Below are 20,077 nucleotides of genomic sequence, written 5' to 3' on the forward strand. Positions count from 1 at the left end.
ATCGGTTTAGCTCTCCGATTTGACACCAATGTATTCCGGCAGATACCGCGGGGGCATTGGCCCTTTGTTCCGGCCGCCCTGCTGCATTTGTTCCCAGCCATGAGACAAGACGCCTACCGAGCGGGAGAGACAGAACAGACCGCGGGAGAGCGGGGGTGGAAAGCCCAGCTCGCAAAAGATAACAGCCGTGGCCCCATCTATATTCATTGCGATCTCAGTACCGCGCTTGCGTCCGATTTCCGCCTGAACCGCCTCACCGATGTCGGCAAACCGCCCATCCACCGTACCAGACTTCGCGGCCTCGCGTACCAGCTCCATCAACCTTGGTGCGCGGGGATCGACGGGTTTGTGGAACCGGTGGCCAAAGCCCGAGACAATTTTGCCATTTTCCTCACGCCAGACGGCGATACCGTCGCGGACGGCAGCGTCCTGTTCGGCGCCGTCATCGATCCGTTTGGCGACGTCGAGATAAAGTTCGGCGCATTGTTCACCAGCGCCGCCATGCACGTCACCCAACATGTTGACCCCGGTGGCCATGACGTTGTTGAGCCCAAGCCCGCAGGTCGCTGCCATGCGGGCGGCAGCTATCGAAGGCGCTTGCGGACCGTGATCCACGCCCGCCACCAGCGCACATTCAAAAAGTGCCGCCTGTTCTGACGTGGGCATATCGCCCCGCACCATGAGCCAGATCATCTGAGCAAAGCTGACATTTCCTATAAGGTCCTGGATCGGGTGGCCGCGAAAGGCGATCCGCCCTGGCGCCATGTCGATAATTGCGGTGCGCCACCAGTGGCGCATGTCATCGGCATCTTTGCGTCCTGCGGTGTCCGTCATATCGCGCCTTCCTTTGCCAGTTTTTCAATGTCTTCCGGTGAAAGCCCTAACTCACTCCAGATTTCAGTGTTGTGCTGCCCCAACGTGGGCGGTGGCGCATCGACGGTGGGCGCGCTGCCGTCCAGTTTGATGCCGGTCGTGGCGACCTGAATGTCTCGTCCGACGCCGGGTACATTTTCAAACTGGCCAAGAAATCCGCGGTCTGCAACCTGCGGCATTTCCAGTACCTCCGGCACTGTCAAAACCGCTCCCGAGGGCACGCCGATACTATTGAGCTCCTTGGCCCAGTCGCGCGGTGGTCGGGTCTTTAGCACGGCCTCAAGCTCCGTTTTCAGAGCCAGCCTGTGGCGTTTGCGATCCTCACGCGTGGCATATTCAGGACGTTCGCGCAACGCGGCCAAACCCAGGTGGTCAGTCAGAAGCTCCCATTGCTGGTCCTTGTTGGCGGCGATGTTGATCAACCCGCCCTTTGCCTCAAACGCGCCGGAAGGCGCCGAAGTGGGATTCTCATTGCCGTTGGCGGTCGGATTGACGCCTGCGATCAGATAGTTCGACACCACCCAGCCCATTGTCGCCAGCACCGATTCCAGCATCGAAACATCAATGAACGTACCGCGCGGATTGGCGTTTAGAGCAGATGAAATCGCGAATGCTGCGGTGATACCGCCCACCGTGTCTGCCACCGGATACCCAACGCGCAATGGCGCGCTTTCGCCACCGCCGGTGATCGACATCACACCCGAGGTGCCCTGGATGATCTGATCATAGGCCGGGCGGCGGATCCACGGGCCCTCCTGGCCAAAGCCCGAGATGGCACAGTAGACCAGCGTCGGATTGACCTCTTTTAGGGTCTCGTAGCCCACGCCAAGGCGCTTCATGACACCGGGCCGGAAGTTTTCCACCACAACATCTGCCGTTTCGACGAGTTTTAGAAAAATCTCTCGGCCCCGTGCGTTCTTCAGGTTGACTGTGACCGATTTCTTACCCGCGTTCTGGGCCAGAAAAGACACACCCATGTTGGCCTTGTTCAGCTCTGGGTCAGCCCCCAGTTGGCGGGCGAGATCGCCCCGCCCAGCGGCCTCAACCTTGATAACTTCGGCCCCCAAGTGCGCCAAGTGGTGGCAGCAGAACGGACCGGCCAGCACATTGGTCAGATCAAGAATGCGAATGCCCTTCAAAGGTGCCTGCGTCATTATCCGCGCCCTTCGTGTACAACTTTGGCTGCCGTGAAAAACTCGCGGCAATAGCTGCCTTTTTCCGGCGCGCCATAGGATGATCCTTTTCGGCCGGTAAATGGCGCGTGAAAATCCATGCCTGCTGTGGGCAGATTAACTTGTATCATGCCTGCCTCGGCGTTCTGTGTGAAATGTTCGATCTTGGCCGCATCCCGCGTGACGATGCCCGCTGACAAACCAAATTCGCAGTCGTTGGAGGTAGCAAGGGCAGCATCATAGTCCGACACGCGCAATACAGCGGCGATGGGTCCAAAGATTTCGTCCCGCGCCACGGCTGCCTGTGGTGACACACCCGTAAACAAGGCCGGAGCAAAGTAATGTCCGGGGGTTTTGGATCTGACTTCGCCGCCACCTGCGGCAAGCGTTGCGCCTTCATCCATGGCTTGAGAAACGTATCGTTTGTCGATAGCCAGCTGCGCCTCGCTGGCCACCGGGCCAATCTGGGTTTCTGGCCCGCGCGCATCACCGATCCTGAGATCTTTCATGGCCGCACAAAGACGGTCGACAAATGCGTCGTGAATTCCCTCAGTGACGATCAGGCGGGACGACGCCGTGCATCGTTGCCCGGTCGAGAAAAAGCTACCCTGTAAAGCGCAGTGAACCGCCAGGTCCAGATCCGCATCATTGAGGACAACCAGCGGGTTCTTGCCCCCCATTTCAAGCTGCATTTTGGCCCCGCGGGCGAACAGCGCAGCCCCCATATTGCGACCGACAGGTGTGGAGCCGGTGAACGTGACCCCAGAAACTTTGGGGTGTGAAACGATCGCCTCCCCGACCTCACGGCCTTTGCCCATTACAAGGTTGAACACACCCTCGGGCAGGCCCGCACGGGCAATGATGTCGGACAACATCCACGCAGAACCGGGCACCAGTTCGGCAGGTTTGAACACGACCGTATTGCCATAGGCCAGAGCGGGCGCAATTTTCCATGCCGGGATCGCCAGTGGGAAATTCCAGGGCGTAATCACGCCGACGACGCCGATCGGCTCGCGTACAACCTTAAGCGACACACCTTCGCGCAGAGATTGGTAAGCGTCGCCCGTAGCACGATACGCCTCAGACGCGAAATATTTGAACAAATGCCCGGCACGATGCGCTTCGGCCTTGGCCTCGGACAGGGTTTTGCCCTCTTCGCGGGCCAGCATGTCGCCCAGTTCGTCCACACGGGCAAGGATTTCCGACCCAATCCGGTCCAGTGCTTCGAACCGGACCAGAGGCGATGTCGCGCGCCATTTCGGAAAGGCGGCAGCCGCGGCTTCGATCGCTTCAACCGTCTGGTTGGCACTTGCCTGCGCGTAATTGCCAATCGTGTCATTCAGGTCAGATGGGTTGATGTTTGGAACAGCATCGCTGCCAGCGGCCCATGTTCCGGCGATATAGTTGGGAAAGGGGTCTACAGTCATTGCACTTCCTCAAGAACTGGTCGCCAACCGATATCTTCATGCCGGTGGTCTACAGTGTTCACATAAAAATAGGTCGGGCCGTGATAGCCCCGGCATACCCGCCCATCGGCACGGTTGGCGACAGGTTCGGCGGTCCAGCTGACCGCCCCGAACCAATTCCACAAACGGTTATGAGGTGAGGTCAGGTGATCCGGGCGAAGCGGGGCTGCACCATTGGCTGGGTCCGGTTGGGGCGCGTTTGACACGGCGGCACCGCCCACCAACGCATCCCATTCATTGGGCCCAGTCGCACCCTGATAGGGGTCATTTCGGGGCGTATCACCACCGGTCAGCAACCGGCATCGAAACGTAGTGCCATCGATGGACACCTCTGTGCCATAGACATACCCGGCATCGTCCAGATCCTGCCAGCTAACGCGGCTCATTAGCATCCGGTCGGCCACCAGATACCGGGTGCCTCCCTGTTGAAACACATGCCAGTTCAGGCGTTTGGTCGGGTCTTTTGGACTGTCAGTGAGCGCCCAGTTGTCCCAATCCGGGTCATGTTCAAATTCCGGGAGGTTACCGGGTTGCAGACCCTCGTAGGGGCAAAGCGCTGCAAGATCCGTGATCCAGGGTCGGGTTGCCGGGGCAAGGATTTGCCCTACATGTGATAGCCCACCCAGTTGACGGGTTCCGATATAGTCCATCATTGCTCTGTCACCAGCCCTTTCAAAGGTCGAGTGCGGAAGCGGCGCAGAACCCGGAACAGCATTTCCGCCGAAAGGAATTCCGTGCGCTGTGAGGGATCAAGCGGGGGTGAGACCTCGACAATGTCCAACCCGCCCAAGGGGGCCTCGGCCAGTCCATCCAGCAGATCGTAATACTGACGCGGTGTAATGCCGCTATGCACGATGGAGCCTGTGCCGGGAAGGTAGCCCGCGTCCATCGCGTCGATGTCGATGGACAGATAAAGCTCGTCACAGCCCTGCATGGCATGCGCAAAGGCCTGGCGCATCACCTCGGGCGCTCCGAGTTTTTGCACATCGCCAGCTGAAAACACCCGACCGCCCTGTTCTTCGATGAGCGCGAGATCACCGCCATCGACCCAGCCCGTGATGCCGATCCAGACCATATTGGACACATCAATGTTGGGCAGTTCAGAAATCCGGCGTGCATTGGTTGCGTGGTTGTGGCTGCCCCACGCGCCCAGCCGGTCGGAGAAATCCAGATGACCGTCGATCTGGATATAGCCAAAACGCGCGTTTGGTGCACGTTTAGCCAGCCCGCGGGAATAGCCCAGACAGGCCGGGAAGCTATTGTAGTGATCACCACCCAATGCCAGAGGGATCGCCCCTGCAACGGTCAGCGTTTCAGTCATTGTGGCGATGGCTTCGGTCGTTGCATCAACGTCTTGCGCTGTGATCTCTGCGTCGCCGCAATCGATCAGCCAGTCGGTCGCAGGCACGGTGCGGCGGCTTGTGTCTGGATCAAAGCTGGCTCCCTGCGGACGCAAAGATTGCAGAAGACTTGTCGCCCTGCGCAATGCTTCGGGGCCGAACCTTGTGCCAAGGCGGCTGGAATGTGTCCAGTCGCTCGGCATGCCCACCACGCCGATCTGATCCGCATTGACGTCGGTCACGTCACGCAAAGGCCCATCAAACAGCCGATATCCCGGTTGAGCCAGGGGCGGGTGGAATGTTGTATTAGCTGCAGTCATGTCAGTACATTTTCCTTGGAAGTTAGGCGACCCGGATGCTCAATCCCAAATCCGAGGCGCGCATAGATAAATGCCAGAAGAGCCGTAACCATCAGTCGTTGGCCAACCTTCACCACACCCATTCCGGGCCTGTTCGGGTTCAGACCGGTCAACATGATGGCACTGACCTCGTGCTGACCCAGAGCGCTGAGCCATTGCACCACCGTATCCAGATCAAGCCCCCCCAAACGGGGCCGATCACACAGCGCGCTGATCGACGTTTCAAACACCGAGAGATCAAACCGCACAAACAGCGGCTTTGATATATCCCGCCACCTTGAATACGCTGCAAGCTCCGCAGCAGTATCCAAGCTGCAGGTCATACCCGCCCCATTTGGCAAGGGTGCCACATGAAAGTCGCGCGCATTATCTGGCGTACCGCCAAGCTGCGCTGTCTGACAATGAGGCAGCGCGCTCTGCACTGTCTCGGACATGCGATCCGACCCACCCAGTATTATGGCGCAGGCACCATTGCGGCTGATCTGACGCGTTGCTGCTCTCAATGCCGCGTGGATCGCGTCCTCAGACCCTGCTGCTATATCTCCGAGGTCACAGAGCCGCTCGTGCAGACCGTCGGTACTGATGTCCTGACGTGCATCGACATCTACCGGGTGACTGAATTGTGGGTTTGCATGCCAACCGAAATAGACCGAGGTTTCGCGCAACGCACGCGGCGCCAGGGACTGCCCGGCATGCGGCGCGCTGGTGTCTTCAAACGGGACGCCCAGCACTGCCAGATCGCCGGGCCTGACTTCTCCGATTGCTTTGGTTTGTGCGCGCATGAACGACAGTTGCCCTGCCATGCGCGGCAATGGGGCCGATCGTAAAGGCATCAGCCAGCTCCTTTCTCAAGACGCTCTGTCACCGCCTGTAAGATCGCCAGCGCGGCGCAGGTTTCAGTTCTGCCACGATCGTCCAACGCCGGGGCAAGTCCGAAAACTGCTGCGGCGGTGACATTGCCTGGGGTAGTGTCAATTTGCGCGATCATCTGTGCAGGTGACATCCCGGTCAGGCGACGTGGGTGCGACACCCATTTGCCCGCAAGCTCTTGTAAATCCACAGAAAGGATGACCGGTTGAGCGTGAGACAATTGCCCCGCAACGCCCCCTGTGACCGGAATAACAGGAACATCCGCACCTGTGACTTTTTGTGTCGCGATGCTAAGCGCCTTCAGTCCGCTGGAATCTCCGCCAACCAGCACCATCCGCGCACCGGTTTCCAGAACCGCCTCGCATTGCGAGACAATTGCGGAAAAATGCTTATCCGGCTCAAGCGGAAATACATTCACGTCCCCCAGGTCAATGGCATTCGCGGGGGCCTTTCCGGGCCGGGAGGCGTATCGTAATTGCCTCGCGAGGTAGCGTTGCTCTGCCGCTGGTCGGTCGAGATTGTCACAAAAATATCCTGCTACCGCGACTTGCCCAGGCACGAGGTCTTCCAGATCGCCAACAGGCATGCCCAGAAAACTGGGGATCCCGTCAAACTGTATTTGCGCCGCATCACCCATGACGCAAAGCCGCGTTCAGGGTTTCAATGGCCGCCAATTCCGACATGCCACGCGTGTCGCGGGCAGGCGCAAGGCCAGTGATCACAATCGCCTGCCAGCGGCAGGACATTGCCCCAATGACGGAAACCAAGGTTTCGGGTTTCATTCCGCCGGGGTTAAGGCCGATAGCACCGGCTGCATGCCCCAGATCAACGACCGATATGTCGATCCAGAGAACAGTGCGCTCGGGCGTGTCAGAAAAGTCTGCGTGCCCTTCATCCAACCGCCGGGCGGTACGCCAATCCATCGTGCGCTGAGCGATCTGATCCCAAACATCGGCAGGTTGCCCGCCATTCAAACCCACCCAAATCGTGTTTGCTGGTCGTTCTGTAAGATCACGCCGAGCCAGTGGCATGGCCGCGACAACCGGCAGATCAGGCAAGGCCCCCAGTACAGCAGAGGCGACATCAGACGCGCCACCCAGAACGACGGGCACAATGCCGCGATCCACCATTTGCGCCACAAGCTGTTTCAATACGCCGGACCAATCGCCCGACAGGTCCAGATTACCCAGATCCCGGCCGTTTACAGGCAGGCTAGTTCCAAGCTGTCCGGTCATCTTGCGCAGCGCATCCGGTGCCAAGGAGGCGCCGGAACGTGGCCCGCTATCGACTTCGCTTGGAACACCCAAAAGCCCGACAGATCCTGCATCGCATTGCGAAATCTCGCCAAATGGCAGGCCAGCATAACCAGTTGTTATCATTTGTTTCTGCGCGCTATTCATTGCCAGATGCCTTCATTATTTGCGATTTCCAATTGCGTTCAAACCAGCTATAAAAAGTGACGGATTTGCGTCGAAAGGTCTGCCCATGCCCGACAAGCCCCGAACCCCCGACACGAATGGTGGTGTCGAAGCGGTCGAACGCGCATTGCGTGTGCTGGACAGCTTTGAGCCCGGCGATGCGGGGCTGTCTCTGAAAGAAGTTGCGGACCGTAGTGGCGTCAATAAAGCAACAATCTTGCGGCTGAGCGTCTCTCTTGAAAAGTTTGGCCATATCACGCGAGACGGCGAAGGCCTGTTTCACCTCGGCCCGTCTTTGTGGCGTCTTGGATCCGTATTTCGCCAGAACCTCCGCATGGGGCCTATTGTGCGCCCTGTGCTGGCGAACCTGGTGAATGCAACGGGGGAAAGCGCGTCGTTTTATGTGCAACGCGGCAACTCCGGCGTTTGCCTCTACAGAGTCAACTCGCCTAGGCTTGCGCGGGATCATATTCAGGAGGGCGAGGTCATTCCGCTGGGCATTGGCTCGTCGGGCCGAGTGCTGGATGCCTATTCTATCAGGCAAGGCAAACAGGCCGCCAACATTCGGAAGGCCGGCTATTATCTCAGCCTTGGTGAACGTGATCCGGACGTTGCTGGATTGTCGGTTCCGGTTCTTGGGCTTGAGGGCGAGCTGCTGGGTGCAGTCAGCCTGTCGGGCCTGCGCGTTCGCTTCGACGAAACCACTGTCGAAGGCTATCGCGCCGCGGTGCTCGATGCCGCCCGCCAGATCCGGGCCGAGATTGGTCAGATATAAAGAGCCCATCATTTGTCAGCATTCTTGCTGCGGCCAATCAACTGCACGCCGATGAGCGCCGAGATTGACACGATAATCAGGCAGGTCGAGATCGCTGCAATGGTCGGATCTAGCTGATCGCGCAGCGAATTGAACATGCGACGAGTGATTGTGGCCTTTTCGCCACCCGAGACCAGCATCGAAATCACCACCTCGTCCAGCGATGTGATGAAGGCCAGAAAGGCCCCGGTCTGGATCGAGAATTTGACCTGCGGCACAGTCACCGTCCACAACGCGTAGGCTCGGGATGCACCCAGGCTGCGCGCCGCCAGTTCCTGATTGAAATCGTAGTTCTGCAAACCCGACATCACGGTCACGATCACAAAGGGAAGCGCCAGCGCGGTATGGGCGATCACGATTCCGGTCAGCGTGTAGTTGAGGCCCAGCTTGGCATAAAGACTGAACACGCCGACGGCGATCAGGATCACCGGTACGACGATGGGCATGATCACGAGGATCTGCGCAGCGCTCCTGATCCGTGGGGCAGAGCAATGCAGGCCATATGCACAAAGTGAGCCCAAAGGTGTTGCGATCGCCGTGGTCAATACAGCCGCGATCAGTGAGGTCTTTGTGGCGCTCATCCATTCTGCGGAGGTGAAATAGGCCGTGTACCAGCGAAACGAAAATGACGTTGGTGGGAACTCCAGATATGAGGCCCCCGAAAACGACATCGGGATCACAATTAGCGTTGGCAGGATCAGAAAGAACAGTACCGCGATGCCGACCACAGTCAGCCACAGACCGTCGATTTTACGTTGTCCGACTTGTTCCATTTTCAGTTCCTCAGCGCATAAAGAGTTTGTCGAGCCCGAAGACACGGTTCATCAGCCAGATCATCGCCAGAGCCAGCAGCAGCAGGACAACGCCCAATGCGGATGCTGCACCCCAATTGGAATAGACCGTGATTGTGCTTTCGATGCGTTGCGCCAGCATCTGCACGCGGCCACCGCCCAGCAAAGCAGGTGTGACGAAGAACCCAAGTGACAGGATGAAGACCAGCACGATGCCGGCAAAAAGGCCCGGCAGGGACATCGGGAAAAACACCCGCCAGAATGCCCCGCGCGGGCTGGAGCCAAGCCCCACAGCGGCCCGAACCAGGTCGGTGTCAATGTTGCGCATGGTGGCGTAGAGCGGCAAAACCAGAAACGGCAGCATGATATGTACCATGCCAATGATTGATCCCGTGAGGTTGTGCGCCAGTTGCAGCGGTTCCTCGACGATGCCAAGCGACATCAGCGACGAATTGATGATGCCATTCCGCTGCAACAGCACCAGCCAGGCATATGTCCGCACCAGAACCGACGTCCAGAACGGGACCAGCACGAAAACCATCAAAATGGCAGCCGTTCTGTTCGGCATCCTGGTCAGCCAGTAACACAGCGGATATCCCAGAAGGACACAAATCACCGTCACAGCGATGCTGATCTGAAAGGTGACAACAAAGGTCCGACGGTACAAAGCGCTTTCAAAGATGCGCGCGTAGTTTTCCATGCTCAACTCGCCCGCCGCATTGTAAAACGAGAGCGAAGACAACCAGAAAATTGGCAGAAACACGACAACAAGAATCGTCACAACCGCGGGCATCGAAAGCCCAAAAAACGTCAATCTTTCGCGGCGTTCTTCAGTTTTGAGCGTGCTGGCGTTCTGAAGCGTCCCTGCACCTTCATAGACCTCGGCGATACTCATGCCACATGCTCCGGTACGATGATCGTGTCTTCGGGATGCAGGGCAAGGCCAATTTGCTCTCCTTTGGAAGGCAGCCCGGTTTGGCCAGCGCGATTGGCAGGGACACGCAAGTTGATCTCGCCTGCGCTGTCGTGCTGAACGATAACCAGCACACTGTCGCCTTGATAAATGATGTCTTTGACCCGGCCGGACAGATCATTGGCAGTTTCAGGTACTGCACCCGCGGTGACCTCCAGCAATTCGGGCCGGATCACCAGGCGGTGGCCACCCCGTCCCTGGGCGATGGGTGAATTGGATTTCAGCAAACGCCCACCAAGCTGCGCCGCATCATTGGCTACCTTCACCGGCGCCGAAATGGATTCGCCGATAAAATCCGCCACAAAGAAACTGTGTGGCTGGCGATACAGCCGCTCGGGTGTATCGATCTGCTCGATCCGACCGTGATTGACCACCGCAATCCTGTCTGACATCGTCAGCGCTTCGCGCTGGTCATGGGTTACGTAGACAACGGTCGCATCCAATTTTTCATGGAGCGCCTTCAGTTCAATCTGCATATGTTCGCGCAGCTTTTTGTCGAGCGCGGACAGGGGTTCATCCATGAGGATGATCTGCGGCTCGAAAACCATGGCGCGGGCAAGAGCCACACGCTGTCGCTGGCCGCCAGACAATTGAGTGATACGCCGATCTCCATAGCCGCCAAGCTGTACCGTATCCAGCGCACGTTCGGCTTGGGTCTTTTGATCGCTTTTGGAAACCCCGCGGATTTTCAGCGGATAGGCCACGTTTTCAGCCACCGTCATGAATGGGAACAACGCATAGCTTTGGAAAACCATGCCGAGGCCGCGCTTATGGGGCGGCGTCGCAATCATTTCCTGACCGCCAAAACGGAGCGATCCGCCATCTGGGCGTACAAAACCGGCCAGTGCCATCAAAAGCGTCGTTTTGCCCGAGCCCGATGGCCCAAGCAGTGTCAGGAATTCACCTGCAGAAATATTCAGCGATACGTCATCGAGCGCTTTGACCGCACCGTAGGCCTTGCAAAGGTTGGAAATGTCGATGGGAAGGGATTGGGCAGCAGGTGACATAGGGGCTCCTAACCTGACGAAAAAGGCGCAGCACGAGATGCACTGCGCCAAATTGGATTATTGCTGGATCAGCGTGTCGAACTCTTCGGTCAACTCACCCAACTGGCCGATATAGAAGTTCGGATCGACCAGAAGTTGCTTGCCGTAGTTGTCGGGATGGGTGTTGACCTTGACCGCCATCTCTTCCGAGATAATCCCGGCATCGAATGCACCCGTGTTGACCGGGCCCAGCGGCATTGTCACGGCCAGCCGCGCCTGCGCTTCGGCACTCAGCAATTCATTGATCAGGCGCATCGCATTTTCGACGTTCGGCGCGCCTTTGGGCACCAGCAAGCAATCGACATCCATCGTGCCACCATCGAATGCATATGCAACGTCAATGCCTGATGCGATCACACTTTCCACGCGGTTATGGCCCATGTGAATCACGTCTACTTCACCATCACGCAGCAATTGTGCGGATTGTGATCCGCCACGATACCAAACGGTAACTTCGGGTGCGATCTCACCCAACTTGGCCCAGGCGCGCTCCATGCCCTCGTCCGTGGCCAAAATGTCGTAGATTTCTGCCATAGGCACACCATCGGCCATAAGGGCGGCCTCAAGATTGTAGTTCACCTTGCCGTGCATGCCGCGCTTGCCGGGGAAGTTTTCCAGATCCCAGAACTCTGCCCAGTTGGACGGACCATTGTCGCCAAAGGCATCCTTGCGATAGGCAATCACCTTGGTGAAGTTGATGAAGCCGATGTAGTTTTCGTGGATCAGCTCCTCCGGGATACCCGTCGTGTCGACAACCGAATAATCAATCGGCTCAAGAGCACCTTCACGGCTGAGCGTCTCGCACGAGGGCAAGTCCTGCTCGGTCACATCCCAGGCGACGGCACCCGCTGTGATCTGTGCGCGCACGTCCTGGATGCCGTTTGTCGTATCTTCCTTGACCGTGACATTCAATGCGCTGGCTGCGGGTTCCAGCATGGCGGAACGCAAGGCATCCTGAAAGGAGCCTCCCCAGGATGAAAACACCACCTCGCCTTCGGCGAAGGCAGGCGCAGCCATTGCCAGACTGCTAACCACGAGACCCGCAGTAAGCGTCAATTTTCGGTTATCTTTAATCATGTCAGGCTCCTCCCTAACTGTTGGTTGGCTTGCGGGTCCGCGATATGAGCGACTCCGCATTTTATCCCTCAGCGTTTCACTCTTCAAAACGCTATTTCATTTTTACTAGAGCTGATGTTGGAATTGGTCAAGGATTCTTTTGACTCCGTAGGATTACCCCTCTCGTTTCCGGAGCCTCAGAGCCGAACAAAACGTCATATTTCGCGCTTATGAGCTGTGTTTATCTCGTTTCGATCTTGCGAAGATGGCATCGGAAACGATCTTTACCTGCCCCCAAGTTCATTGCCGCCGAGTGAAGCTTTGGGGGATTGAGCGGAACGCAATCTCTCACTTGCATACCGTTGATCCGCAAATGTGAATGGCAGCTTCTATAACAGTTAGCGCCACTTGAACCTTGCCGCAGCATTCGGCGCTTTGGGCTCTGAGCCGCCATGAAATCCCGCAGCGATCCGCGATGCCGTCGCATGCTGAGACCGGCCTTTCGCCAGGTCTCGGCGTTTTCCGGCGAAACATCGGCAAATGCACGGGTTTCCCGAATAGTCATGATGATCGTGGGACGTTCGCGATCTGGCGCCAGGCATCCCGGCAAGCAGCGGCGAATGCTGAGAAAGAGCTCATTACTGTATTCCATTTTCCTTGCTAAGAGTATTCAGCCTTGGCTTTTAACATTTTAGTTTATTTCAGAAAATTGGTGATAACTGCCGTTCCCGGAGGCGTAGGCCCCTTCATTGCGCGCAATTCCGTGCTTGCCTCTGAGAGCGCGATTTCTCTTGCGACCATTGGGCTGAGATCGACGCTCCCGCGTTCGATCATGCTAAGGAGGTTTGGATACTTCCATGATGGCATGCCGCGTGTCCCAAAAAGGGACAGCTGCTTAGAGTAGATCGACCGAACACTAATTTGCATTAGGCCATCGCCTGATGGCGCGCCGATTTGAACGTGCCGGCCTAACATCGCAAGGCATTCCAAAGATGCGTTTGTTGTGGCTTCAATTCCGAGGGCTTCGATTGAGACCTGCGCGCCGCCGCCCGTGATTTCCCGAATTGCCTCTGCGGCGTCGTTTTTGGCTGCGTTCACCACCGCGTCGGCACCGTGTTGCTTGGCAAATTTTAGTTTTTCTTCAACGATATCAACGACGACAACCTGCGCACCCAGCATTTTTGCCAGAAGCAAAGCCGAGAGGCCGATCCCGCCCGCTCCGTGGACCGCGACCCAGTCACCCGCCTGAACACCGGCGCGATCGGTCAACGCATGCCACGCGGTCGTGATGCGGCATCCCAATCCTGCGGCCAACGCGGGGGGTAAACTGTCCGGCAGGTAAACCAAATTGTGGTCAAGCGGCACAGCGACATATTCGGCATAGGCTCCCGGCGTCCCAAATCCGGGTACGATCTGATTTGCGCATGTGTTGGAAACGCCGGTGTTGCAGGCCAGGCATTTGCCACACCCAAGAATGAACGGTGCGATTAGCCGGTCGCCAACTTTGTATTGTGCCTGCGGGCCAGCCTCTACAACGGTTCCGCAGTATTCGTGTCCCAAGATAGATCCGTTCTGCACCTTGGGATGTCCGCCTGACCAACCGCGGTAATCTGATCGACAAACCCCGCAAGCCGCAACTTTCAGAATGACCCCGTTGTCTGGGCAGGCCGGGTCGTCAACCTTTTCGATAGAGAGATCTTCATTGAAATCTCGAACAACAGCTGCTCGCATTATCGTATCCTTGTTTCAAAGCCAAAGCAGATAGCTCTGTGGCCGCTGTTTCAAACCGGCCGTTCGCTTTTGACTGCGAGGGATCGTCAGGTTCCCAACAACCTGACGATGCCCGGTGATGTGATCCTCAGTCGGTGATCGCCTGCGGCTTTCGCAGAATGTTGCGCAGGAACATTGGCGCGATGAAGCCAGCAACCGCCGCCGCCCACAGCCCGATCGCAATCGGGGACGAGAACAGATAGGCCACGTCGCCGTCTGACAGGGTCATAGCGCGGCGCAAGGCGTCCTCCATATGGCCGCCCAGCAGGATGCCAAGGATCACGGGCACCGTTGGGATATCCAGTTTTCGCAGGATGTAGCCCAGCATCCCGAAGCCGACCAGCATCAGCAGATCAAAGTAGCTGCCAGTGAGTGCGAAGATCCCTGTGGTCGAGATCATTGTGACACCCGGCAGCAGGATCCACGCAGGCACTGAGAGGACCTTTACGAAGATTTTCACCATCGGCACGTTCATGATCAGCAACACAACGTTTGCGATCAACAGCGATGCGATCAGGCCCCAGACAACATCTGGGTTGTCACGAAACAACGTCGGTCCCGGTGTGATGTTCAATGTCATGAGCAACGCCAGCAGAACGGCCGTTGTGCCAGAGCCTGGTACGCCAAGCGTCAACATAGGCACCAGCGCTCCGCCCGCGGCCGAGTTGTTGCCTGCCTCGGGGGCGGCAATGCCCTTGGGCGCCCCGGTGCCAAAGCCGCCCTTTTCGCCGGCGATGGATTTTTCTGTCATGTAGGCCAGGAACGATCCCAATGAAGCACCGGCACCGGGCAAAACACCTGCGATGAAACCGACGCCAGATGAGCGCAGCATCGTCCATTTCGTGTCTCGGATGTATTTCCAAGGGATCGAGACTTTGTCCAAAACCACACCGATGGATGATCCTTTGCCATGGCTTTCGACAAAGAAAAACAACTCGGCAATGGCAAAAAGTCCGACGATGGCCACCAAGAAATCAACGCCGTCATAAAGGTGCAAGTTGCCGCCTGTCAGGCGCGGCAGGCCAGACGAGGAATCTACCCCGATCACCGCGATACCAAGGCCAATGCAAGCGGCGATGGCTGACTTTGCTTGGTTGTTCGAGGCCATACCACCCAGCGTGCAGAAGGCCAGCATATAAAGAGCAAAATATTCGGCCGGTCCGAACAGAAACGCTACTCGCGCCAGCACGGGGGCCAGGAGTATCAGGCCGACAGTGGCCAGAAATGCACCAACGAAAGAGGCCGCACCAGACAGAACCAGCGCGTTGCCAGCTTCGCCTCGCTTGGCCATCGGGTAGCCGTCCAGCGTTGTCATCAAAGCAGGTTCATCACCTGGAATATTCAGCAGAATGGAACTGATCCGCCCGCCATACATTGCGCCGTAGTAAACGGCGGTCATTAAGACCAAAGCTGCGGTCGCATCAAGACCAAGTGCAAAGGAAATCGGGATCAGAATGGCGACGCCATTCGATGGGCCCAGACCAGGCAGGGCGCCGATGATGGTACCAATAAAGCAACCGATCACGGCCAGCATCAAAGTGTAAGGCGACAGTGCCACCGAAAAGCCAAGGGCGAGATTTGCGAGGGTTTCCATGGATCAGTGCCCCACGAATGGAATAAGAATTGAGATTGCTTCCCATAGCTTTGCAGGCGTTGGGATGCGGTATGCGACGATGTTTCCCAGCATCAGAATGAACTTGAAGACAACGAACAGACCGAGCGACAGACCGATCCCAGCAAGGATGGCTTTCTTGCGGTTCGGTGAAATTTGGTAACTTAGGATTGTGGCCGCTACTGCTGTGGGCAGGATGAAACCAAGTGGTGACATCAGCACCGAATAGAAAGCCAACACAATCACTGCGACCAACAGGTTGCCCCATGTTCGGCCGTCGGGCCATTCGGGGTCTGGATCGGGTTTGAAGACCAAAACCAAAGAGGCAATTGCTGCGACACCGCCAATCAAGAGCGGGAACAGCTTGGGTAAAAACTCGCCCGAGAATGGGTTGGTCTGGATCTGAGTGGCAGCCGCGATATACGCGACCGCCGTGATCAGAGCGATCAGACCAAAAATCCGATCAGAGGCCATTACTGGATAACCCCCAGTTCTTTCGACATCTGGCGAATGTCGACGATCAGGTTATCGACATAGCCCTGGAAATCATCTCCAACCATGGTAAACGGTGCCAGGCCGTTAGCAGCCATGGCTTCGGCCCAATCAGGACTGTCAGCAACCTGCTGCAGCTTGCCAGCCCACATCTGGAACGTGTCGTCAGAAACACCGCGCGGAATGTAAAGCCCACGCCAGTTACCAGCAACGACGTCGTAGCCCTGTTCCTTGGCGGTCAGGATGTCCTCAAACCCCGGCACGCGCTCTTCGGTCAGCACCGCGATCACGCGGAGATCGCCATTGGCCAGGAAACCCACAACTTCGGACAAATCGCCGGTCATCACCTGCGTAAATCCGCCCACGGTCTGTGTGATGGCATCGGCGCCGCCGTCCATCCCGATATATTTCACCTTGGTGATGTCGGTAAAGCCGCCCTCCTTCAGGACCATCAGCGGTTTCATGTGGTCGAACCCGCCTGTGGATGAACCGCCGGCAAACGCGACCGAGCCTGGATCGGCTTTGACCGCCTCGACCAGATCACCCAGCGATTGGTACGGGCTGTCGGCGGCCACGGCCAGTATGCCCGGATCAATCCCGATAGCGCCGACAAATCGCACCTGATCGGCAGTCATGCCAGCATAGGCGTTCTGCGCCAGACGGGTGCTGGTCGCCGACGACGCTGCCACGATCAGGTCGGCATCATCGTTGCGGTCGGTGACCACATGGGTAAAGGCCAGGCCGCCGCCGCCACCGGGCATGTTGGTAACCTGTACAGGTTTATCGACCGCGCCGATGTCGTACAGGATCTTGCCGATCTGACGGCAGGTGAAATCCCAGCCGCCGCCGGGGTTGGCCCCTGCGACGCATTCCGTGGCCTGCGCCGGAACCGCGAAAGTCATCACGGCCGCGGTCGCCAGTGCAGCCTTTGCTGCGAATAGTTTGCTTAATTTCACTTCAGTTCCTCCCTAAAAGATGAGCCGGAGGGTAGACAAGTTGTTGCGATGCTGGCAACATTATATAAACGTAGTTGCGCAGAGTGGAACAAATGAAGCAGGCCCGCGTCGAGTCCGTCGAAAAGGCGTTGTCAATTCTCGAAGCTTTCTCGACAGAACGACAAATGTTGACGTTGACGGAAATCGCTTCGGAAACAGGGCTTCACAAAAGTAACATCAGCCGCCTTGCGGCGTCTCTGGAACGATATGGCTATCTGAAACGCGGTCCAGACAGGCGTTTTCGTCTTGGGCCAGCATTGTGGCGGCTTGGCGGATTGTACCGCCTGAATTTCGAACTCGGCGAATCCGTGCGCCCCGCCTTGCGCAAACTTGTTGGCGAAACCGGCGAGACGGCTTCGTTCCATGTTCCCGATCAAGATGAGCGGGTATGCCTGTATCGTGAGAATTCACCCGATCCGGTACGGCACCACCTTGAAGAGGGCACGCGCCTGACCATGCGTTCAGGAGCGTCAGCTCATATTTTGGCTGCCTACTATCTGGGCAACAGTGCCGCAAAAGCGCGTCTCGCGGCGGACGGAAGCTGTATTTCGCAAGGCGAGCGGAATCCCCATGTCTCGGCTGTCGCTGCTCCGGTCATAGACGCGACCGGACAGTTTTACGGGGCTCTCGCGGTGTCTGGGCCGCGCGAAAGGTTTGACTATGAAGCACTTACCAAGGCACGTGCCGCCGTTGTGTCGACTGCGAGAGCCTTGGGCCAAGCCCTGGCTTGAACAAGCCCCGATTTAGGGTGGCCTGAAAGGCAATTCAGCCATTTCCGTTGACGAATTCACCGTCAGAGGTGCGAGTGACCGTTATTCCTGCTGCAGCACAGCAAGGATCTTCGCTGTAATTTTATGACGAAAGTTCTGCGAGCGCGCACAGCGAGAGAACCGAATTCACAGGATGGCTCTTTCCGGGCGTTAGCTGCGTTTTGCACCAAGGTCCGGTTCAGCGGGGTGATCTGAGCGGTGTGGTGTTTTAGGATGGCCGCCATCGTATAACGCTGCCTGCGTCTCGCCGTTATCCCACTGATACAGCAGACCGATTTCTTCGCCAGTCTTGATACACGTAATGCGACCGATGGCTTCGGCCGTCGTGCGAACACTCTCAAGTTCGGGCAAAACTAGCCCCTCTCGTTAAACAGTTCCTTGGGAGCGATGTCGAGAGCATGGGCAATCCGCTCCAGAACATCGATCGATGCTGAGAATTTCGCGAGTTCGATCTCGCTGATGTAGCTACGATCCAGGTCGGCAGCTAATGCTAATTGTTCTTGGCTCAACCCTCTGGAATTTCTTAGATTCCGGATATTTAACCCTACTTGTTCCCGTAATTTCATGGCCTGTATTCGGCCAGATCACAAGAACCGCTCTACGGAATATATTCCACAAAACGCGCGCGAACATCATAAACCCTATGCTCGCATATGGTGTGAAGGTTGAGGTTGGAGCTAGTGTATCAATAATGCAGTAATGTAGTCAGAAGGCATTTATTGATATGTGGTGCAGACTTATCAGAAATTTGAGCGCCGGAGCTGTCGTGGCTCTTCTTTCAACCGTGGCCCCGCAGGCGGCAAAGGCCTATCAGGTCGATTGCGCCATTCTGCTTTGCCTGGCCGGTGGTTGGCCCGCGTCAGCAGAATGTGCCCACGCCCGAGCAGTGTTTATCCGCCGGATCACGCCCTGGCCGATTGAGCCGCCGTTGCAAATCTGGCGCTGCCCGATGGGGGTTTCTGAGCGCGCGCCGTTGCAAAGTATTGCCCCTAAAGTCTGGGAGGCCAGCAACCAATCAAGTCAGACGCTTGGCCAAGTCATCCTGGCTCAGGTGGTCGAAGACGGTGCCGATATCGACATCAGTGGTCTGGAATTCGATTTTGTGCGCTCGATCCGTGTTTGGGATGTTCGGCACTACAGCCATCGCGAACGTGGCCGCGACGATGATTGTTCTGAGAGTTATAACATGCGCCTCGGGACCTACGGCACACAAGGCGAATTTGGCTGGCAACGCACGACACCAACGGCCGCCCCGCAATGGGTTCTGCCGTCACGGCGCTGTTCGTCGTCAAGCTGGCGTCGCGGGGTCGGTGTCGAATGGGAAGATCACGAAGGCAACCATGGATATGAGTGGGTGGCCTACTAAGGCTATTCGCCGATGTCCTTCATACGTTCCGCGATATCGCCCGCAATGCGCTCATACAGGGCGGCTTGCTTATCTCTGGGAGTTCCGGGCTTCGGGTTCCTTCTGCGGATGCGTTTGGCGAGCCAAAACAACAGTCGCGCGGCGGGGTCGTCCAGTTTTTCCGGCACTGGGGCCGGATAGTTTTCTTCGAGTAGGGCAACGACCTCAGCATTCATACTGCGATGGTTGGCCTCGGCTGCGAGGCGTATTCGATCGCGCAGGCCGTCTGGCAGCCGCACGATGAATTTATCCTGATTTTGAGAGCTTTGTTCTGGCATGGTGGCACTGTGCCATAAAAAGCGATTGACGCAATAGTGGCTAAATGCCACTAGTTGAATATGGTTTCAACCTGGAGGCGTTTCATGAACAGTCGTAAACCAATGCAGCTTCGGCTTCCGCAAGAGCTCAAGGAGTGGATCAAAGCGGAGTCCGATCGCAATGGAAACTCCCAAAATTCAGAAGTGATCCGCGCCATTCGCGCGGCGAAAGACAGACGTTCTACGCGCGGAGCAATCGGAAATATCAATATGGATCAGGGTGATAATGCGCGTTGTTAACGAGGTGAGAGAGGTGTCGATAAGATGACCAAAGCTAGTGCACAGACAAAGGCGAAGCAGGCAGCCTCGGCCTTCATCCGTGAGGCGCGGGAGGCAGGCTGGCAGCGCGCGAAGTTCGAGATTAAGCCTGACGGCAGCGTCATCGTCGATGCCAACATGGTCGCGCCAGAGGCAGCCGACGACTTTCTCAATAGTGACTTGAGAATGGGCGAATGACCCGAAAGAGCCTGCCAAAATACGTCTATAATGACAGGGGCTACCTACGGTTCATGCGGCGTTCACGCGGTATCTCGGTCAT

General features: G+C 57.2%; 24 protein-coding genes. 5 read left to right on the plus strand and 19 right to left on the minus strand.

Going from position 1 to position 20,077, the window contains the following annotated elements:
• Window positions 1-6: 6 nt before the first annotated feature.
• Genes ACR0BI_RS14540 through ACR0BI_RS14575 form a run of 8 tightly spaced genes read right to left on the minus strand, consistent with a single transcriptional unit; the run spans window position 7 to window position 7,459 of the window.
• Window positions 7-834: a citryl-CoA lyase gene (locus tag ACR0BI_RS14540; RefSeq protein ID WP_170449515.1), complete on the minus strand. Its 828-nt coding sequence runs from the start codon at window positions 832-834 to the stop codon at window positions 7-9.
• A complete protein-coding gene (locus tag ACR0BI_RS14545) occupies window positions 831-2,027 on the minus strand; it encodes a CoA transferase (RefSeq protein ID WP_170449517.1) in 1,197 nt (398 codons plus the stop codon). The genes ACR0BI_RS14540 and ACR0BI_RS14545 overlap by 4 nt, the downstream gene beginning before the upstream one ends.
• Complete coding sequence (locus ACR0BI_RS14550; protein ID WP_170449520.1) at window positions 2,027-3,472, minus strand: aldehyde dehydrogenase family protein; 1,446 nt, start codon at window positions 3,470-3,472, stop codon at window positions 2,027-2,029. Before ACR0BI_RS14550 ends, ACR0BI_RS14545 begins: the two co-directional genes overlap by 1 nt.
• Window positions 3,469-4,161: a hypothetical protein gene (locus tag ACR0BI_RS14555; RefSeq protein ID WP_170756582.1), complete on the minus strand. Its 693-nt coding sequence runs from the start codon at window positions 4,159-4,161 to the stop codon at window positions 3,469-3,471. The genes ACR0BI_RS14550 and ACR0BI_RS14555 overlap by 4 nt, the downstream gene beginning before the upstream one ends.
• On the minus strand, window positions 4,161-5,171 hold the full coding sequence (locus tag ACR0BI_RS14560; protein WP_170449524.1) for an agmatinase family protein: 1,011 nt from the start codon (window positions 5,169-5,171) through the stop codon (window positions 4,161-4,163). The genes ACR0BI_RS14555 and ACR0BI_RS14560 overlap by 1 nt, the downstream gene beginning before the upstream one ends.
• The gene (locus ACR0BI_RS14565) at window positions 5,168-6,043 is read right to left on the minus strand and encodes an arginase family protein (protein ID WP_170449527.1); all 876 of its coding nucleotides are present in this window, start codon (window positions 6,041-6,043) and stop codon (window positions 5,168-5,170) included. The genes ACR0BI_RS14560 and ACR0BI_RS14565 overlap by 4 nt, the downstream gene beginning before the upstream one ends.
• Window positions 6,043-6,717, minus strand: a complete 675-nt coding sequence (locus ACR0BI_RS14570; protein WP_170449529.1) for an arginase family protein — start codon at window positions 6,715-6,717, stop codon at window positions 6,043-6,045. Before ACR0BI_RS14570 ends, ACR0BI_RS14565 begins: the two co-directional genes overlap by 1 nt.
• A complete protein-coding gene (locus ACR0BI_RS14575; protein WP_170449531.1) occupies window positions 6,710-7,459 on the minus strand; it encodes an arginase family protein in 750 nt (249 codons plus the stop codon). Before ACR0BI_RS14575 ends, ACR0BI_RS14570 begins: the two co-directional genes overlap by 8 nt.
• Before the next feature lie 106 nt (window positions 7,460-7,565).
• On the opposite strand from ACR0BI_RS14575, the gene ACR0BI_RS14580 reads away from it, so the two are divergent.
• Window positions 7,566-8,273 carry an IclR family transcriptional regulator gene (locus tag ACR0BI_RS14580; protein WP_170449533.1) on the plus strand — a complete coding sequence of 236 codons (708 nt, stop codon included), beginning with the start codon at window positions 7,566-7,568 and terminating at the stop codon, window positions 8,271-8,273.
• 8 nt (window positions 8,274-8,281) lie between these two features.
• On the opposite strand, the gene ACR0BI_RS14585 is transcribed toward ACR0BI_RS14580, so the two are convergent.
• From ACR0BI_RS14585 to ACR0BI_RS14620, 8 genes are all read right to left on the minus strand, one after another.
• Window positions 8,282-9,085, minus strand: a complete 804-nt coding sequence (locus ACR0BI_RS14585) for an ABC transporter permease (protein WP_170449536.1) — start codon at window positions 9,083-9,085, stop codon at window positions 8,282-8,284.
• A 10-nt stretch (window positions 9,086-9,095) separates the two neighbouring features.
• The gene (locus ACR0BI_RS14590; protein WP_170449538.1) at window positions 9,096-9,998 is read right to left on the minus strand and encodes an ABC transporter permease; all 903 of its coding nucleotides are present in this window, start codon (window positions 9,996-9,998) and stop codon (window positions 9,096-9,098) included.
• A complete protein-coding gene (locus tag ACR0BI_RS14595; RefSeq protein ID WP_170449540.1) occupies window positions 9,995-11,083 on the minus strand; it encodes an ABC transporter ATP-binding protein in 1,089 nt (362 codons plus the stop codon). The genes ACR0BI_RS14590 and ACR0BI_RS14595 overlap by 4 nt, the downstream gene beginning before the upstream one ends.
• Window positions 11,084-11,140: 57 nt before the next feature.
• Window positions 11,141-12,199 (minus strand): ABC transporter substrate-binding protein, encoded by a 1,059-nt coding sequence (locus ACR0BI_RS14600; protein WP_170449542.1) that lies wholly within the window; start codon window positions 12,197-12,199, stop codon window positions 11,141-11,143.
• Between the two features lie 675 nt (window positions 12,200-12,874).
• The gene (locus tag ACR0BI_RS14605; protein WP_170449544.1) at window positions 12,875-13,909 is read right to left on the minus strand and encodes a zinc-binding dehydrogenase; all 1,035 of its coding nucleotides are present in this window, start codon (window positions 13,907-13,909) and stop codon (window positions 12,875-12,877) included.
• A gap of 127 nt (window positions 13,910-14,036) precedes the next feature.
• Entirely contained in the window at window positions 14,037-15,542 is a 1,506-nt protein-coding gene (locus ACR0BI_RS14610) for a tripartite tricarboxylate transporter permease (protein WP_170449546.1), read from the minus strand.
• A gap of 3 nt (window positions 15,543-15,545) precedes the next feature.
• A complete protein-coding gene (locus ACR0BI_RS14615) occupies window positions 15,546-16,034 on the minus strand; it encodes a tripartite tricarboxylate transporter TctB family protein (RefSeq protein WP_170449549.1) in 489 nt (162 codons plus the stop codon).
• Window positions 16,034-17,008 (minus strand): Bug family tripartite tricarboxylate transporter substrate binding protein, encoded by a 975-nt coding sequence (locus tag ACR0BI_RS14620; RefSeq protein ID WP_480470251.1) that lies wholly within the window; start codon window positions 17,006-17,008, stop codon window positions 16,034-16,036. The genes ACR0BI_RS14615 and ACR0BI_RS14620 overlap by 1 nt, the downstream gene beginning before the upstream one ends.
• A 92-nt stretch (window positions 17,009-17,100) precedes the next feature.
• On the opposite strand from ACR0BI_RS14620, the gene ACR0BI_RS14625 reads away from it, so the two are divergent.
• The gene (locus ACR0BI_RS14625; protein ID WP_170449553.1) at window positions 17,101-17,778 is read left to right on the plus strand and encodes an IclR family transcriptional regulator; all 678 of its coding nucleotides are present in this window, start codon (window positions 17,101-17,103) and stop codon (window positions 17,776-17,778) included.
• 189 nt (window positions 17,779-17,967) lie between these two features.
• On the opposite strand, the gene ACR0BI_RS14630 is transcribed toward ACR0BI_RS14625, so the two are convergent.
• The gene (locus ACR0BI_RS14630) at window positions 17,968-18,168 is read right to left on the minus strand and encodes a hypothetical protein (protein ID WP_170449555.1); all 201 of its coding nucleotides are present in this window, start codon (window positions 18,166-18,168) and stop codon (window positions 17,968-17,970) included.
• A 2-nt stretch (window positions 18,169-18,170) separates the two neighbouring features.
• Complete coding sequence (locus tag ACR0BI_RS14635) at window positions 18,171-18,383, minus strand: helix-turn-helix domain-containing protein (protein ID WP_040103945.1); 213 nt, start codon at window positions 18,381-18,383, stop codon at window positions 18,171-18,173.
• 158 nt (window positions 18,384-18,541) lie between these two features.
• Between ACR0BI_RS14635 and ACR0BI_RS14640 the strand changes: the two genes are divergently transcribed.
• Window positions 18,542-19,183 carry a hypothetical protein gene (locus ACR0BI_RS14640; RefSeq protein WP_170574424.1) on the plus strand — a complete coding sequence of 214 codons (642 nt, stop codon included), beginning with the start codon at window positions 18,542-18,544 and terminating at the stop codon, window positions 19,181-19,183.
• Window positions 19,184-19,185: 2 nt separating this feature from the next.
• On the opposite strand, the gene ACR0BI_RS14645 is transcribed toward ACR0BI_RS14640, so the two are convergent.
• Window positions 19,186-19,500 (minus strand): Arc family DNA-binding protein, encoded by a 315-nt coding sequence (locus tag ACR0BI_RS14645; RefSeq protein ID WP_040103946.1) that lies wholly within the window; start codon window positions 19,498-19,500, stop codon window positions 19,186-19,188.
• 84 nt (window positions 19,501-19,584) lie between these two features.
• Here ACR0BI_RS14645 and ACR0BI_RS14650 point away from each other — a divergent pair, with 84 nt between their 5' ends.
• Window positions 19,585-19,779: an Arc family DNA-binding protein gene (locus ACR0BI_RS14650; protein ID WP_024096636.1), complete on the plus strand. Its 195-nt coding sequence runs from the start codon at window positions 19,585-19,587 to the stop codon at window positions 19,777-19,779.
• A gap of 24 nt (window positions 19,780-19,803) precedes the next feature.
• Window positions 19,804-19,995 carry a hypothetical protein gene (locus ACR0BI_RS14655; RefSeq protein WP_024096637.1) on the plus strand — a complete coding sequence of 64 codons (192 nt, stop codon included), beginning with the start codon at window positions 19,804-19,806 and terminating at the stop codon, window positions 19,993-19,995.
• The last annotated feature ends 82 nt before the right edge of the window (window positions 19,996-20,077 follow it).

It is taken from the genome of Ruegeria sp. E5 (genome assembly GCF_056534105.1).